Annotated in this window: 17 protein-coding genes and 1 tRNA gene; 7 read left to right on the top strand and 11 right to left on the bottom strand. The window is 66.8% G+C overall.

What is annotated here, in order from left to right:
* Window positions 1–115: 115 nt before the first annotated feature.
* A complete protein-coding gene (locus MSZK_RS27100) occupies window positions 116–349 on the bottom strand; it encodes a hypothetical protein (RefSeq protein WP_233211535.1) in 234 nt (77 codons plus the stop codon).
* Window positions 350–640: 291 nt separating this feature from the next.
* Here MSZK_RS27100 and MSZK_RS27095 point away from each other — a divergent pair, with 291 nt between their 5' ends.
* On the top strand, window positions 641–1,825 hold the full coding sequence (locus tag MSZK_RS27095; RefSeq protein WP_099251624.1) for a Fic family protein: 1,185 nt from the start codon (window positions 641–643) through the stop codon (window positions 1,823–1,825).
* Between the two features lie 278 nt (window positions 1,826–2,103).
* Here MSZK_RS27095 and MSZK_RS27090 read toward each other — a convergent pair whose 3' ends face one another.
* The 4 genes from MSZK_RS27090 to MSZK_RS27075 all read right to left on the bottom strand — a co-directional run bounded on the left by MSZK_RS27090 (window position 2,104) and on the right by MSZK_RS27075 (window position 6,320).
* The gene (locus MSZK_RS27090) at window positions 2,104–2,517 is read right to left on the bottom strand and encodes a DUF6262 family protein (protein WP_016895229.1); all 414 of its coding nucleotides are present in this window, start codon (window positions 2,515–2,517) and stop codon (window positions 2,104–2,106) included.
* On the bottom strand, window positions 2,514–4,427 hold the full coding sequence (locus MSZK_RS27085) for a tyrosine-type recombinase/integrase (protein WP_016895228.1): 1,914 nt from the start codon (window positions 4,425–4,427) through the stop codon (window positions 2,514–2,516). The genes MSZK_RS27090 and MSZK_RS27085 overlap by 4 nt, the downstream gene beginning before the upstream one ends.
* An 82-nt stretch (window positions 4,428–4,509) precedes the next feature.
* Window positions 4,510–5,607, bottom strand: a complete 1,098-nt coding sequence (locus MSZK_RS27080) for a tyrosine-type recombinase/integrase (protein WP_231752584.1) — start codon at window positions 5,605–5,607, stop codon at window positions 4,510–4,512.
* Between the two features lie 11 nt (window positions 5,608–5,618).
* Window positions 5,619–6,320, bottom strand: coding sequence for a hypothetical protein (locus MSZK_RS27075; RefSeq protein ID WP_233211534.1), 702 nt, complete (start codon window positions 6,318–6,320; stop codon window positions 5,619–5,621).
* 270 nt (window positions 6,321–6,590) lie between these two features.
* Here MSZK_RS27075 and MSZK_RS27070 point away from each other — a divergent pair, with 270 nt between their 5' ends.
* Both MSZK_RS27070 and MSZK_RS27065 read left to right on the top strand, forming a co-directional pair.
* Window positions 6,591–7,688, top strand: a complete 1,098-nt coding sequence (locus tag MSZK_RS27070) for an XRE family transcriptional regulator (RefSeq protein WP_016895225.1) — start codon at window positions 6,591–6,593, stop codon at window positions 7,686–7,688.
* Window positions 7,689–7,703: 15 nt separating this feature from the next.
* Window positions 7,704–8,033 (top strand): hypothetical protein, encoded by a 330-nt coding sequence (locus MSZK_RS27065; RefSeq protein ID WP_016895224.1) that lies wholly within the window; start codon window positions 7,704–7,706, stop codon window positions 8,031–8,033.
* Window positions 8,034–8,105: 72 nt separating this feature from the next.
* Here MSZK_RS27065 and MSZK_RS27060 read toward each other — a convergent pair whose 3' ends face one another.
* Both MSZK_RS27060 and MSZK_RS27055 read right to left on the bottom strand, forming a co-directional pair.
* Window positions 8,106–10,064: a cation-translocating P-type ATPase gene (locus tag MSZK_RS27060; protein WP_016895223.1), complete on the bottom strand. Its 1,959-nt coding sequence runs from the start codon at window positions 10,062–10,064 to the stop codon at window positions 8,106–8,108.
* Window positions 10,061–10,441 (bottom strand): helix-turn-helix transcriptional regulator, encoded by a 381-nt coding sequence (locus MSZK_RS27055; protein WP_016895222.1) that lies wholly within the window; start codon window positions 10,439–10,441, stop codon window positions 10,061–10,063. The genes MSZK_RS27060 and MSZK_RS27055 overlap by 4 nt, the downstream gene beginning before the upstream one ends.
* A gap of 82 nt (window positions 10,442–10,523) precedes the next feature.
* On the opposite strand from MSZK_RS27055, the gene MSZK_RS27050 reads away from it, so the two are divergent.
* Both MSZK_RS27050 and MSZK_RS27045 read left to right on the top strand, forming a co-directional pair.
* Entirely contained in the window at window positions 10,524–11,120 is a 597-nt protein-coding gene (locus MSZK_RS27050; RefSeq protein ID WP_016895220.1) for a bifunctional 2-polyprenyl-6-hydroxyphenol methylase/3-demethylubiquinol 3-O-methyltransferase UbiG, read from the top strand.
* Between the two features lie 43 nt (window positions 11,121–11,163).
* Window positions 11,164–11,769 carry an isoprenylcysteine carboxylmethyltransferase family protein gene (locus MSZK_RS27045; protein ID WP_197419930.1) on the top strand — a complete coding sequence of 202 codons (606 nt, stop codon included), beginning with the start codon at window positions 11,164–11,166 and terminating at the stop codon, window positions 11,767–11,769.
* A gap of 28 nt (window positions 11,770–11,797) precedes the next feature.
* Here the strand turns inward: MSZK_RS27045 and MSZK_RS27040 are convergent.
* The 3 genes from MSZK_RS27040 to MSZK_RS27025 all read right to left on the bottom strand — a co-directional run bounded on the left by MSZK_RS27040 (window position 11,798) and on the right by MSZK_RS27025 (window position 13,374).
* A tRNA-Ala gene (locus MSZK_RS27040) sits at window positions 11,798–11,868 on the bottom strand.
* A 583-nt stretch (window positions 11,869–12,451) separates the two neighbouring features.
* Window positions 12,452–12,928, bottom strand: coding sequence for a hypothetical protein (locus MSZK_RS27030; RefSeq protein ID WP_099251621.1), 477 nt, complete (start codon window positions 12,926–12,928; stop codon window positions 12,452–12,454).
* A 23-nt stretch (window positions 12,929–12,951) separates the two neighbouring features.
* A complete protein-coding gene (locus tag MSZK_RS27025) occupies window positions 12,952–13,374 on the bottom strand; it encodes a hypothetical protein (protein ID WP_099251620.1) in 423 nt (140 codons plus the stop codon).
* 111 nt (window positions 13,375–13,485) lie between these two features.
* On the opposite strand from MSZK_RS27025, the gene MSZK_RS32165 reads away from it, so the two are divergent.
* Complete coding sequence (locus tag MSZK_RS32165; RefSeq protein WP_142390015.1) at window positions 13,486–13,683, top strand: hypothetical protein; 198 nt, start codon at window positions 13,486–13,488, stop codon at window positions 13,681–13,683.
* A 73-nt stretch (window positions 13,684–13,756) separates the two neighbouring features.
* Here MSZK_RS32165 and MSZK_RS27020 read toward each other — a convergent pair whose 3' ends face one another.
* Complete coding sequence (locus MSZK_RS27020; RefSeq protein WP_099251619.1) at window positions 13,757–14,971, bottom strand: RNA-guided endonuclease TnpB family protein; 1,215 nt, start codon at window positions 14,969–14,971, stop codon at window positions 13,757–13,759.
* Between the two features lie 23 nt (window positions 14,972–14,994).
* Here MSZK_RS27020 and tnpA point away from each other — a divergent pair.
* Window positions 14,995–15,366: IS200/IS605 family transposase (gene tnpA, locus MSZK_RS27015; protein ID WP_233211533.1), on the top strand; the 372-nt coding region annotated here is incomplete at its 3' end.

Below are 15,366 nucleotides of genomic sequence, written 5' to 3'. Positions count from 1 at the left end.
GTTTCGGTGTGGGGGATGAAGCGCAGGACGAGGTCGGGGCGTAGCCCGGTTTCGCGGGATACTTCGTCGGCGGTCTTCCAGGGCCCGGTCGCCGGGGACTGGGTGGCGAAAGTCGTCATATGGTGTACGTCCCTCCGCTTGATTGGATGACGGCGGCGCCCTCGCGGTCGGCGGCGTCGACTCGGCGTGGTGCTGCGACCATGCCTTCGCGGGCCTGGTCAAGGCTGGTGTTGTAGGTGGTGATGTCGGTGCTGATGGCGGTCACGAATGATTGCAGTTCGGTGGCGATCGCGGCGCTCTTGGTGTCGGCGCCGGTCGGGACTGCGGGAAAGTCTGAGGATAAGTGCATGCCAACGCTGGCGCCGGCCTGTGCGCCTGCTGCGGTCTCTCCTCGAATAGCCATTGCTCCCCCTACGGTTTCTCCTTGCGAATTCAGTCTAAAGGTTTGCCTGGGTTCTCGACAGAGACGACGGCGTGGGGGAGGCGGGCACGTATTCGCTGGTCGCGGGTGCCGTTATGGCGGCGGATGGTCGATCAGGTGAGGGTGGATGCACCCTCGGTAGTTCTCTTATTATAGCTTTAACGCCATAACTTATAGTAAGACTGTCGCTTGTTGTATGTTTCTGCCGAAAGGTTGTCTATGGACTGGCCGGCGCACTCCACGGCGAGCCGCCGATGGACTCCACAGGGCCGGCGCGGCAACCGCGAGGACCGGTTGCTGACCGAGATCGAGGTGCAGATCCCTCCGCTGATCGCGACTCTTCCTGTCGCTGTCACCGGCGACACAGCGCGCAGACACGAAGACGCGGTCATTGCGGTGACGCGGCTCGACGCCGGGTTCGGTCAGCACCTGGCACCTCTCGCCGATTTCTTGGTTCGTAGCGAGTCTGTAGCTTCTTCGAAGATTGAGCAGGTCGACTCAGGCTGGCGCGCGTTCGGCCGGGCAGTGGCCGGCGCGAAAGCCAGCGCCGAGGCCCAGTCTCAGCTTGGGGCTGTGCACGCGCTGCTGGCGTTGGTCGATGCCGCCGCGTCCGGGCCGATCGAGGAGGCGGCGATCTTGGAGGCGCATCGGCTGCTGATGGCTTCCGATCCGTATGCGGACCGTCCAGGCTCGTACCGGAGCGTGCAGAACTGGGTGGGCGGTAGTGATTACTCACCGGTGGGCGCGCTGTTCGTTCCGCCGCCGCCTGAGATGGTGTCGGGTTTGATGGCGGATCTGATGGCTTTCGCTGGGCGGACCGATATTCCGATCCTCGCTCAGGCTGCGATCGCGCATGCTCAGTTCGAGTCGATTCATCCGTTCTCGGACGGAAACGGTCGGGTGGGCCGGGCGTTGATTAGTGCCATCTTGCGTCGGCGGGGGCTGACCGCGCGGGTCACTGTGCCGATGGCTTCGGCCATGCTTGCTGACACCGACCGCTACTTCCGCTGTTTGACCGAGTACCGCCGGGGCGGGGCCGAGCAGTTCGTGGGCTATGTGGCGGATGTGGCGGTACACGCCAGCGAGGCGGCTGCAGAGTCTGCGGCACGCCTGGCTGTGTTGCCTGACCGTTGGCGTGAGATCGCGCGGCCGAGGGCGAACTCGGCTGACGAGGCGTTGATCGATCGCCTTCTCGACGTGCCGATATTCAACGCTGATACAGCGCAGGCTATGACCGGGACGACGGAGGCCAGCACCTATAAGGCGTTGAGTCGGCTCACCGATGCTGGTGTGTTAGAGCTGCTTTCGACCGGAAAGCGTAATCGGGTCTGGGCTGCCAGCGACGTCCTCACCGAGCTGGATGCGCTCAGCGAGGCCGTCGGGCGGCGCAGCGCTTCCGGCTAGTTTTTCCCCCGACGGCCCCGGGGCCGAGCCCAGGAGCGTCGCTGCCGCGGGCCGCCGCTGCTTCTTTCCGTGCGCGTGGTGCTCACCAACCGTTGAGGGCGTCAAGGACTAGCCAGCTGCCGCCCGATATCTCTAGGTGAGCGGCGTGTGGAGTCGACGTCTACGACGGGGCCGCGGCTTGGCGTAGGTCCGTCGTCGTGGCCGGGTTATCTGTAGGAAGTCGTCGACGGTGGTGGGCTGCGCTGTGGCCCCGTTGGTTCTGGTTGGGTCCGGTCCGGCTATGACGGATGCGGTGTCGCCGCAGGGATGCGGGATTCGAGGAGTCGGCTGCGAAGTGCTTCGTTCTCGGTGCGAAGCTGCGCGAGTTGTTCGGTGAGTTCACGGTTGCGGGCGATCGCGGTGGCGAGTTTGGTGCGTAGCGATTCCAGGCTTGCCGCGCGCCCTGTTGCGGCCGTCGCCGTGGTGGTCGTGGTGGTGCGGAGGTTGGTGATGTCGTCGCGTAGTTGGCTGTGCTGGTAGAGGAAGCTGGTCGATACACCGGCGTCGCGGGCGACGTCGACGAAGGTGACGGGCTGACCGGTGTTTCGCAGTCGGGTGATCGCGCGGCGGGCGCGGGCGGTGGCGTCGGTGGTGCGGGCGGCGGCTGCTGCGGTCAGGCGTGCGGTGCGGCGTTCGCGGTCGTCGGCGCTCACTGAGGTTCCTGCGTGGTGTTCGGGTCGATTTCGCTGATCAGTTTGGAGACCTTGTCGAGCATCGCCGTGTTCAATTCGACGGCGGCTGCGTCGCCGCGCTCGTGAGCGTCGGCGGTGAGGCGTTGCAGTTGGTCGCGGTGCGCGATATGGGCGCCGAGGAAGACCCGGCCGCCGGGGTCGTGGAAGGAGCAGTCGAGGCAGGGGTTGGGCCGGAATTCGCAGCGTTGCGCCGTTGGGAGAGTGCAGAATCCGTTGGGCAGCGCGGTGGTGAACCGGGCCCGGAGCCGCTCCACGTCGGCGTCGGTGTTGGTCGTGTCTGTTGCGGCGCTGTTCCAGAATTCACGTGCTTTGCGGGCCAGGGTGTCGTCGGTGATGCGGGCGTATGCCGAGGTCATGGTGTCGCTGTGGTGGCCGAGGAAGTCGCGCACTTCTTGTTGGGTCCAGCCGTTGTTGAGCAGTGTGGTTCCGATGGTGTGCCGGAAGCGGTGCACATCGCCGCCGGAGATCGGCTCGCCGGTGATGGTCGAGGTGGTGATGCCGTGTTCGGTGAACAGTGCGGCGAGGCGGTGCCGCAGGCCGCTGGTCGACCAGGGTTGGGTGCGGCCGGCGGCGGCGTTGGACCGGGCGCCGGGGAATAGGTGCTCGGCGTCGGGGCCGTAGGTGTCGCGCACGCGGGTCTGCTGGTCGAGGACGATGGTTGCGAGGCTGTCCGGGATGGGGAATCGGCGCCAGGCCCGGGTTTTGGGCATCCAATATTCGATCCAGTAGCCCGCGTCGGAGCGGTGCAGGCAGTCGATGGGCAGGGCGACCAGTTCGGAGATGCGGCAGCCTGCCCACCGGGTGGTGGCGATCATCGACCGCAGGGTGGGGTCGGTTGCGGGGTTGTCGACGATCAGCGTGTCGACGCGTTCGATTACGTCCGGCGGGAACGGGCGGGGGCTGCGGGTCTTGCGGTGCACGTTCTCGCCTCGTCGGAGGAACACCGCCGACCCGAGAGCGGGCACGATCTGGGTGTCGTGCAGCGACTCCAGCAGGTAGGCGGCGGTATTGGCCAACCGCGCGTCCGCTTGGGTGTCCGGTCGCCGGGTCCACGCCAGGTAGTCAAGGAAGACCGGCCTGGTCACCGCGGACGGTTCCGGTGATTCGTCGTCGCGGGTGAGGAACCGGGCGAGCTGGCGGGTGGCGCGCACCCACTGGGTCAGCGTGCCCCAGGCCAGGGTGGCGGTGGTGAGCTGCCGGCGTGCGAGTTCTTTGACCGCGTCACGCAGCCACGGCACGGTCACCGTCGACCAGTCCACGGCGGTGTGTGTCGATCCGGATTGGGTGGCGTCGAGAACGAATTCGAATCCGTCTCGCCAGTGCCAGTGGTCGTCGGCCCACGGGTCCGGGTTGGTGGCGCCGTCGAGGAGTCGGAAGAAGCGCCGAATGTAGGGTGCGCACAGGGAGTCGAACGAGCTCGCGTGCGGCCAATGCTGCCGGCACAGCAGAAGCCACTCGCCGGCGGGTCGCTCGGTGAGGGAGTCGGTGATCCGGCCGTCGGCGGTGTCGATGAGCACCATCAAGAAGCGGCGGAGGCTGGTGTTGGGGGTCCAGTCGCCGCGGCGCACCTTGGTGGCGACGACGAACCGGATCTCATCGGCCGCGATCTGCGGTAGCCGCCGGAAGTCGACGATCTGGGCCGAGAGGTGGCCGCGCGGGGCGCCGACGGGTTGGGCTTCGAAGGTTGCCCATGCGGTGAAGTCGGCGGGCTGGCCGGCGCGGAACCATTGGAAGTAGTGCGCGTAGCACAATCCGCGCCGCTCGGCGCCTGCGGAGTGGGGGCCGCCCAGCCAGTACCGCTCGCTGTTGCATGCGTCGACGGCGCAGGGGTCCGCCGCCTGGCGGCGGCGGTCTCCGGCCGGTTCGACCACCTGCCACGTCGGCTGACACCACGGCCCGTCGGGTACCCGTAGCGGCGAACGGCGGCCTCTGCGCGTGGAGTCAGGGTGGGAATCAATGTTTCTCATGGCCTGCCTCGCGCTGCGGTGGCGCCCACACCAGCTGCTCGGTGCGGCGCAATCGGTCTGCCAGATCGTCGCTGGCGAGGTGGATGTAGACGTCGGCGCTGGCGGCGTGCGACTGGCCAAGCCGGGCAGCGATCTCAGCCGACGTCCATCCGGCCTTGGCCAGCGCAGTTGCGTGGGTATGGCGCAGCATGTGTGGGTGCAGCCCGTCAAGGCCCGCTACGGAGCCGATGTGCTCGATGATCTGGTAGGCGTTCGAGTACGACAGCGGCCCGCCGACCGGGGGCCGGGACAGGTTGACGAACACGTAATCGCTGTCCAGGTCGGAGATCTCACTGAGGAGGTAAGCGGCGTACAGGTCGAAGAACCGGCGGGGCGCGGCCACCGCGAATTGCGCTCGCTGCTTTGACAGCGCCCCGTTGGCGTTGTCCTCCCGGCGGCACACCTGCACTCGCTTGCGCATCGGGTCCAGGTCGGCGTGCCGTAGGCCTAACGCCTGCCCGACCCGCAGGCCCAGGTCATAGAGCGCGGAGAGCAGCAGCCGGTCGCGGTGGGTCGACGCCGCCGCCAGCAACGTCGCGAAGTCGGCCTCGAAGTCGATCAGCTGCACGGTCTCTGCCGGCTGCTTGCCCGGCCGGGTCAACCGGGAGACCGCGCTGGGGTGGCGTTGCTCGATGTGGGCCAGGAAGCTGTGTGCCCGGCGCGGGAGCCGCGACGGGTTGCGGGTCAACACCAGATCCTGCGGTCCGCGGCCTTCGACGCGGTGGAACTCGTAGAACTCGCGCACGGCCGCGCTCACCGCTTTGACCGTTCCCGGCGCCCGGCTACCGGACCGGGTCGGCAGCGGGGGCAAACCGGCCGACAGCGCCCCCACGAAATCACACAGTGCGTCGAATACTACGGCGTCCCAGTCGATTCCGCGTGCGCCCAGCCACCGGTAGAACAAGCTCAGGTGGCGCGCATACGAGCGGACGGTGTTCTGCGACCGGCCGATCGCACGCAGCCAGTGCAGGAACTGCTCGACCTCCCCGACCGGTAGGCCTGAAGCGTCTACGACCGTCCACGACGCCCGTCCGTGGATGGTCACCGGTGCCGCCTTCACTCGGCATCCCGGGTTTCCTCGGGGCGCCGGGGCCGCACCTGGATGTCGGGCCGCAGGTCTTCCTGCGGTTGGCGGGCCGGCATCGGCGCGGCTGCGGCGGTGTCGGCAGGAAGTGCCCCGGGCAGCCACTTCATGTCGCGCTTGCGCCACGTCGCGTATTGGGCCTGCACCTTGGCCATCGGAACCTCGAAGCGGTCCCAGTCGACGCCCGGCGCGTTGACCCAGATCCGGCGGATATGGGTGTCGGTGACGATGTCGTAGTCCCAGGTCAGCTCGCAATGGGTGGGATCGCCGATCAGGCCCAGGGTCGCCGAATCCTGGGTGAAGAACGCGGTCCGCCGCGGGGTGGTCGGTTCCATCTCGTTGTGGTGGATCATCATGTGCGTCTTGCCGCGGCTGTTGATCTCGGGCCAGCGGTAGGGCTTGACGACCGTGTGTCCGGGTGGATGCATGCCGCGGGTGCTCAGCCACACATCGGTGCCCGCCGCGACGGCGGCCGCAACATATGTGCCGCGCCCGAGCCCTTGCATCACGGTTCGCAGATGTGCGGAGTGCCGGGCCGACAAGGCGTTCCAGTCATCGACGGCGGCCAGCAGCATCGCCCCCACCCCGACCGCCACCTGGTTGAGCAGCCGTCGGGCCTCCTTGCGGGAGACCGGACGGTCGGGTGTGTTGGGTTGATCCATCGGAGCTGTCACGACCCCGCCTTTCAGCCGAAAACCTTGCATAGAATCGTGCGGACCGGGGTAAAGTTTGAGGCCGGAAGACACGCCGATCGCATACGGAGCAGCCGGTCTGCAGGCGTCACGGGCTGGAGTTGCGCTATCGTCACACCAGCCACACACGCCCCACGTCCGTTAGTGGGCGTGAACTGGGAAAACGCAGATCAAACGGTGTTTCTGCGCGAATTCGCGGCGGCGGCGGGCTAGTGTCGAAAGACAGCACCGAGACGGTTGGGGAGGCGATCTGTGACGGCACCGGACCCGTACGACGACGCGGCGAACAGCGTGATGGTGCAGTTGACCCGGTTGTCGCGTGGGTGGTCGAAAAAGCGCCTGGCCGACGAGGCCGGGGTGTCGGCCTCGCACGTCAGCAGGGTCGAGGCGGGGCTGCTGCCCCTGGCAGGGAAGGCCTTGCTCGACTACGCGCAGGCCATGGAATGCCGCCCGGAAGCGCTGTGCGTGCCCTTCACCCGGTCCCCGGCCCAGGGCAGCCACTTCCGGGCCAACCTGAGTGCGGCCGAGTGGAAGCGTGACCGCGTGTGGGCGCGCGCGAATCTTGTCGCGATGCGGATCGGCCGCCTGGTGTCCCGCGCCGACATCAACCCCAAGCTTGCGCTTCCCGATCTCGACCCGGCCGACTACGCCTCCGAGCTCGGAGAGATCACCGTCGCCCAGGTTCTGCGCCGCCTGTGGCGCGTCGCCGGCCCGATCCGCTCGATGACCGAATTGCTCGAAGCCGCAGGGGTGTTCGTTGTGGTCGATGGTTTCCTCGACGACGAGATCGACGCGGTGACCCTGCGAGCAAGCGAGTATCACCCGCACCTGGTGTACGTCAACGCGGCCCGGCCGCCCGACCGCATGCGGATGACGCTGGCCCACGAACTCGGCCACCTGGTCATGGATGCGATGACGCTGGTCAGCCCCGCCGAGGCCGAGCGGCGGGCCAACAGTTTCGCCGCCGAGTTCCTCGCCCCCATCGCCGACATCGGCTTTGACTTGGACCGCGTGTCAGTGCGGGCCGTGCATGAACTCGATGAGCTGCGCCTCACCTGGGGTGTGAGCGCGTCGTCGCTGGTCGTGCGGGCCCGCGAGCGAGGTGTGCTCTCCGACTACCAGTACCGCTCGATGTTCCGGCTGCTCAACGAGACCGGCCGCATGTATGGCCCCCGCCCCGGCGTGGCCGAGGAGATGCCCCGTCTCGTCGGCGACGTACTCGGCCAACTCGCGGCCGGCGGCTACACCGCCAGTGAACTCGACGACATTACGCTGCTCACCGGCGCGCAACGCGGCGCGCTCTTCGGCGTAAGCGACAGGCCCGGCGCCCGGCACCTCACGATGGTCTAAACACCGGGCGCGATCGTGGGCTGGAATCGCACCCCGGTCCGCGACGAGCAGTGGAAAGCGCCGGTCCACTGGACCAAGCAGGGGCAAGCCCTTGAGCAGGACCACGCCGCAGGCGGCCGCCGATGCCGTGTGGTGAACGACAGTGGTGGTGCGCTCGGACGGGTCGTCCTGCGGCGCAGATACCTGCGTATCTACGCCGAACTGCGGTGGCAGACCAACAACAAAGAATGCAGCACGTACCTCTGCCAGGTATCAGGCAAGAGCCGAAGCGCAAACCTGGCGGCCGCCTGGCGGCGAGCGCACAGTCTCGGCCTGACCGCTGCCGGCCGTGACGCAAAGGCGTGATAAGTCATCGGCAAACACCACACCTTGCTGACCTCCTCGCCTGGCTGGTTACGCGATGGATGATGCCGGTGGTCAACGCGATATCGCGGAGGCGGCTACTTCGGCCACCGGATCATGGTCCCGGCCTGGCTGTGCCAGTGGTTTGGTGCGCCCGGCCCGGACACCGTTGGCGATGACGACGATTTCGGCGAGTTCGTGCACCGCGACGACCGCGGCCAGGCCGAGCACACCGGTGAGGGCGAGCGGGATGAGCACTGCGATCAATCCCAGTGAGAGGCCGACGTTTTGGAGCATGATGCGCCGGGCTCGCCGCGCGTGGGCCAGGGCCTGGGTGAGGTGGCGCAGGTCTTCACCCATGAGGGCGACGTCGGCGGTTTCGATGGCCACGTCGGTGCCCATCGCACCCATCGCGATCCCCAAATCGGCGGTGGCCAGAGCGGGGGCGTCATTGACGCCATCACCGACCATGGCCGTCGAGGAGCGTTGGCGCAGTTGACCGATCAGCGCCGCCTTGTCTTCGGGCCGCAGATCGGCATGCACCGTATCGATCCCCACCTGGCGGGCCAGGGCTTGGGCGGTCGCTTGGTTGTCGCCGGTGAGCATGGCGACCTGATAGCCGCCGCGGCGCAGGTGTTCGACGACCTGGGCGGCTTCGGGCCGCAGTTCGTCGCGCACCGCGACCGCCCCAATGACCTGACCGTTGTCTTCGACCAGCACGGCGGTGGCGCCGGCGGCCTGCATGGCCGCGACGTGTTCGGACAAGGGTCCGGGGTCGAGCCAGCCGGGGCGCCCGAGCCGTAGCCGGTGGCCGTCACGGTGGCCGAGCAGTCCGGCCCCGGTCACCGCCTCCACATCCTCAGCTGGTTGGACCGGCCCCTCGGTGGCGGCGAGAATCGCTGCAGCCAGCGGGTGTTCGCTGCGGGCCTCCAACGCCGCCGCCACATCTAACACGTGGTCGCGGCTGTTGCCGTTGGTGGTGGCGACGTCGATGACGGTGGGCTGGTTGGCGGTCAGGGTGCCGGTCTTGTCTAGCGCGACGGTGCGCACCGCGCCGAGGGCTTCCAGCGCGGCGCCGCCTTTGACGAGGACGCCGAGCTTGGAGGCGGCGCCGATCGCGGCGACGACGGTGACCGGCACCGAGATGGCCAGCGCGCACGGGGAGGCGGCCACCAGCACGACCAGGGCACGTTCAATCCACACCAGCGGATCACCCAACACGGAACCGATGGCGGCGATCAGCGCGGCCGCGACCATGATCGCCGGAACAAGCGGTTTGGCGATGCGGTCGGCCAGGCGCTGGCTGGCGCCCTTGCGGGACTGCTCAGCCTCCACGATCGCCACGATGCGGGCCAACGAGTTATCAGCAGCGCTGGAGGTGACCTCGACTTCGAGCACCCCGGTGCCGTTGATCGATCCGGCGAACACATCACTGCCGGGTCCGGCCTCCACCGGAACGGATTCGCCGGTGATGGCCGAGACATCCAGTGCGGTGCGCCCCGAGGTGATGGTGCCGTCGGTCGCGACCCGTTCGCCGGGCTTGACCAGCATCCGGTCACCGACCCGCAACTCCGCTGGCGGGATGGTGATTTCGGCGCCGTCGCGCAGGACGGTGGCCTCGTCGGGCACCAGCGCCAACAACGCGCGCAGTCCCCGGCGGGTCCGGGCCAGTGAGTATTCTTCGAGGCCCTCGCTGATGGAGAACAGGAACGCCAGCATGGCGGCTTCGCCGACCTCGCCGAGGATCACCGCGCCGATGGCGGCGATCGTCATCAGCGTGCCGACCCCGATCTTGCCTTGCGCTAACCGGCGCAGCGTCGAGGGTACGAACGTGTAGGCCCCGATCGCCAACGCCAGCGCATACAGGCCGATTTCGACCACATGGGGGCCGCCGGACCAGCCGACCGCATAGCCGGCCAGCAGCACCACCCCCGCGGCTGCGGCCGCGCGTAGTTCGGTGATCTCCCAGAGCCGTTCGGGTTCCTGCTCGCCTTCGTTGCGGTCGTCGCTGCCGCAGCCGCACGCCTCGCTCATCGCGCTACCTTCCGTTCAGTCGGGTGGCCGTAGTTGGGGCACAAGGCGACGGCGTTGCCGGTCGCCTCCAACACCGCCTCGGCCGCGCGAAACATGTCCAGCAGTTCCGGCCGGGCCAGCCGATACACCGAGGCGCGGCCCTGGGGCCGGAAATCCACCAGCCCACAGTCGCGCAGGCACGCCAGATGCGACGACACCGTCGATTGCGCCAATCCCAACTCACCGGTCAGATCCACCACCCGAGCCTCACCACCAGCTAGGCGGCGGGCGATCGCCAACCGGGTGGGATCGGACAGACTGTGAAACAACGCCACCGCCCCCGCCAACTCGTCGCGCGATGCACTCGGCGGCGCAGCACCCATACTTTTCATCGACATATCGCGATGATAGCCTACAACATAGATTGATCGGAATTAGTCGATGACAGCGCTTGCGATTGATGAAGGCTGAGGTGGCGCGGTGAAGCTCAACACCATCGAACGGGCAGCGATGAACAACCCGATTCGGGCTGCCCATCAACACCATCGGGAAGCCGCATGGTTTCGCCGCCTCGCCGGTGGCGACCTCACCGGCCAGGACGTACTCGAGACCGGCTGCGGACGAGGTGTCGGCTCCGAAGTCATCCTCGACCGGCTCCAGGCCCGCCACGTCACCGCATTCGACCTCGACGACACCATGGTCGAGCTCGCCCGCAAACGCCTCCATCACAGGCCCGTATCCCTGTCAGTCGGCGATGTCTGCGACATCCATCAGCCGACCGCCAGCCACGACACCGTCGTTGACTTCGGCATCATCCACCACGTCCCGCACTGGCAGCTGGCCGTCGCCGAGATCGCCCGAGTGTTGCGCCCCGGTGGGCTGCTGTTGTTCGAGGAAGTTCCACGCCGCATGCTCGACACCTGGGCGTTCCGCACATTCACCGTGCACCCACGCGAAAACCGCTTCGAGTCAGACGAATTCGCCGCTGAACTGGCCCGCCACGGCCTGCACGGCACCGCCCGCATCGAACACCACCTTCGCGGGCTCCTCTTCATCGGGGCCGCCCGAAAGATCTGACCTGCCACCCCCGCGACCACGAAAGCCGACCACGATGTCCGCGATGTACGCCATCATCGCCTTGCTCCTCGTCGCGGCTTTCTGGCTGCTCGACGGCTACGTGCGAGCCCGTATTCAACGCCATCGCACCGGCGACAGCGGCATCCGCATCCCTCGCACACCCAAACAGTGGTGGGCCCGAGGAACCCTGGCCTCCGGCATGCTGCTGCCCGGCATCGCCGCCCCCATCGCCGAACTGCTGGGCCTGCAGCCAGTGCCACTGTTGGACCACGGGCCCAGCCGCGTCGCCGGCATCATGCTCGCCGCACTGGGCGTGTTCGCCGCGTTCGGCGCCCAACGCGCAATGGGATCTTCGTGGCGCACCACTGTCGACCCCACCGAACGCCCGCCACTGGTCACCACCGGCATTTTCGCGATCGTGCGCAACCCCATCTACACGTCGATCAACGTCATGGTTATCGGACTAACCTTTGCGGTTCCCAACGGTATTGCACTCGCCGGCGTCGTGATGATCATCATCGGTAGTCAACTGCAGGTCCGCCTGATCGAAGAGCCCTACCTCACCGCCACCCACGGCCAGGCCTACCGCGACTACTGTGAGGCTGTCGACCGGTTCCTGCCCGGCATCGGGCGGATCAGACGGGCGTAGTGTCACCGCCGGCCGTACCGACCAAAGGTGGAGCCACGGGGAATCGAACCCCGATTTGAGCCTTGCAAAGGCCCCGTTCTACCGTTGAACTATGGCCCCGTCATGGATATGACCGTGGCGGTATCACCGCTGGTCACACCCACTTTCATCTACCTCTCCTAGAGATAAGATTCGTTCCGGATCCTCCGGCACCGAGTAGGACGGCCGCGACGAGAACGGTCCTGCGGATTCGTCGAACCAAGCGCAGCAGTGCGACTGCGGCCAGTAGCGCCGCGATTCCCAGTAATGATGCCGCGACCGGTCCCTGCTTGGCGAGAGCGTCGAGCAGGTCAGCCATGGCGCCGTCTCCTGTCTGTGCCTCGGGGGTCGACCGTGATGGCGACGAGGACGTACAGCCAGCCGGCGGACACACCAGTTCGCCTAACAGACATGCGAGGGAGCACCCATAGCGGTGGTCCAGTGTTGCAGTGCAAGTAGAGATTTGGTCGCCTGACTGGGATACGCCAGGTTCGATTGGTCTGGCCGTCCTGGGTTCGAAGGTGGAGCCGGCGTGCGTGGTCGAGGTCGCTGTCGGTGAATCCTGCTGTTCGCGCAGATTTGAATGTTGCGCGTTGGCCGCGCGGTGAAATGATGGTCATTTCGGTGCGGTCCGGCGTGATTTGCAGGGTGTTGTTTCCCACTGCTATTCGGGTCCCGTGGATCGGTCGGCGTGGCCGTAGAGCCATTGTTCGCGGGCCTCTTCGTGGCGGGCATGGGCGGCGAGCCGTTGGCGGCGTAGGTCGCGGATGCACCGGCGGGTCAGGCGGCGGCCGCGGCGGCCGCGGGGGCGGGCGTCGGCGAGCGCTTTGAGCTGCGCTGCGGTGAGTCCGGCGGGGGCGCCGGTGGTGTTGTCGTGGGCGGTAATGACGATGTTGCCGCGCAGCAAGGGGATGTCGCGTGCTTCGAACTCGGTGTAGGCGGCGAAGATTTCGGTGGCCGGCATGTTGACGCGGTGGTGGTTGGGCCGGGTCGAGGGGGTGAACCAGAAGTCGATTTGGCCGTCGCTGCTACTGAGGGATTCGAGATCGGTGTTGCGCACAAGGTGTGTGATCGTCTCGGTTCCGTTGAGGTCGACGATGTACAGACAGCCGTTGTGGCTGGCGTGTAGTGCTTTGAACACGGTTCCCCTTGGTCTTTCGGTTATCAGTGCACCGGGTGCAGGTCCGCATCGCGGCTGGCGGTGTTGCGGCGGCACTTGGCGGCGTGGACGTAGCGGCGAACCAGACGGCGTTCGTCTCGCCGGCCGGGCCGGGTCTGGAAGAGGTGGTCGAGTTGTGGCTGAGTGCAGCTGGCCAGGTTTCCGTGGGCGTCGTTGGCGGTGATGATGACGTCGCCTCGCAGCAGCGGCACGGAGGTTGCGGTGAAGTTTGTCAGCGCGAGCAGCAGTTCGGTGGCGCGGCGGTTGACCGGTTTGAGCGAGGGCACGAACCAGAACGTGTAGTGGCCGGCGTGACTGGTCAGGCTGGCGTGATCACTTGTGCCAATGGTGGTCGCGATGGTGGTCTCGTCGGTGAGGGTGATCGCTGTGAAACGGCCGTCGGGGGTGACGTGTAGCGCGGCGGGCATCAGTTGGGAGTCCTTTGGGTTGTCAATGTTTCGCGGTCCGTGGTTTCGACGCTAAGGCGGTGAAGGACCCAAATCCAGAGGAGCTCCGAGCTGCGGTGATGGGCTGTGCAGGTGTCTCGGCACTCGTGTTTAGCACGGCTCGCTGCCGGTGTCGGCGGTGTTGGCGCGCTCGGGGCGGGTGGTCGTCGCGTCGTCGTCCTCGGCAACGTCCTCGTCGCGGTACTTTCCGTTGGCGGTCAGATCGACGTCGTCGGTGACGTCCTACTGGTCGTCGTCGGTATTGAGTTCGCGGGTATCGGTGTTCTCTGAGTCGGTGTCGTCTTTGAGGGATCGCGGTGTCTTGACGTGCTCCCCGCCATGAATGGCGGGGATTCCCGTGCGGCTATGCCGCTGTCGGGGTGCTTCCTGCTTCAACGCCCACTGCCGCAACGAGTTGCGAACTTACAGGGGCTCCACAGGCGTTTAGCCTCTCTGCCCGCCCGGCAGCGAGAATGATCTTGGCGGCGTTGTAGTCGCGGTCGTGGACGGTATGGCATTGCGGGCATGTCCAGGTTCGGATCTGCAACGGCAGTTCGTCGAGCCGGTGCCCGCAGTCCGGGGTCGAGCACGTTTTGCTCGACGCCAGCCACCGCGACACCGTGTTCACGGTCCGCCCGTAACGGTCGGCTTTCTCGCCGATGATCTTCACGAACTGGCCCCACCCGGCATCGTGGATCGCCCGTGCGAGCCGGCGGTTGCGGACCATCCCAGCGATATTGAGGTCTTCGACATGGATCGCTTGGTTGTCGCGAACCAACGCCAAAGCCTGCTTGTGGTGATAGTCCCGCCGGGCACGGGCAACCTCGTTATGCGCTACCGCGACCTTGCGCCGCGACTTAGCCCTGTTGGCTGATCCTTTCTGCCGGCGGGACTTCTCCCGCTCCAATCGCCGCAACTTGCGCAGCTTCCGCCCCAGATGCTTCGGGTTGGCGATATCAGACCGTGCGCCATCGGTCGCTGCGATCGTGGCCAGTCGGGCGATCCCGACATCAACCCCAATCTCCCGGTCCACCGGTGGCAGTGGTGTGGCCGGCACGTCGACGACGAAGCTGGCGTAGAAGTGCCCGTCCGGTTCCCGGATGATCGTGACCGAAGAGGGCGTCGACGGCAGCTCGCGTGACCAGCGCACCCGCACCTCGCCGACTTTGGCCACAATGAGCCCGCCGTTGTCGCGGATCGAGAAGCCGTTGCGGGTGAGTCGAAACGACTGCCGGTGATCCTTGCGGGATTTGAACCGCGGCCGCCCCACCCGCCGGCCCCTGCGCTTCCCGGCGGCAGAGTCGAAGAAATTACGCCAGGCGCGTCGGGAATCGTTGACCGACTGCACCAACGCCACGCTGGGCACCTCAGCCAGCCAGCCCCGTTCCTCGGTCCTCTTCGCGGCAGTGATCACCCGACGCTGAATCTCGCTGTCGGACAGCTTCTCCCCAGCCTGATACGCCTCGTCGCGCTCCCGAAGTGCGTCGTTGAACACCACCCGGGCGCAGCCGAACACCCGCGCCAGAATGGCCTGCTGGGCCGGTGTCGGTTCGATGCGGTACCGGTAACGCATCTGCATACCCACAACCCTAAAGGCGACCCATGACAAACCAGACCTATCGCCGCGCCCGGCACAGCGTTTCCTTGCTCCACGCCCATCTGGTCTTCGTGACGAAGTACCGCCGGAAGGTATTCACCGACGCCATGCTCACCTACTGCGAAACCACCATGCGCGAGGTGTGCGACGACCTGGGCGCCGAACTGGTCGAGTTCAACGGCGAAGCCAACCACGCGCACCTGCTGGTCGCCTACCCGCCCACGCTGGCGATCTCCACGCTGGTTCAGCGACTCAAAGGCCGCACCGCCTACGCGGTGCGCCGTGAATTGAACCACCCCGGGTTTGATGCACACCTTCTTTCGAGGGAAGGTTGTTTGCATCATGCCGAACAAGTACGACGACGAGTTCAAGGCCCG

The organism is Mycobacterium sp. shizuoka-1, assembly GCF_002723835.1.
Taxonomy (GTDB): domain Bacteria; phylum Actinomycetota; class Actinomycetes; order Mycobacteriales; family Mycobacteriaceae; genus Mycobacterium.
This window is presented reverse-complemented; position numbering and strand designations above follow the sequence as displayed.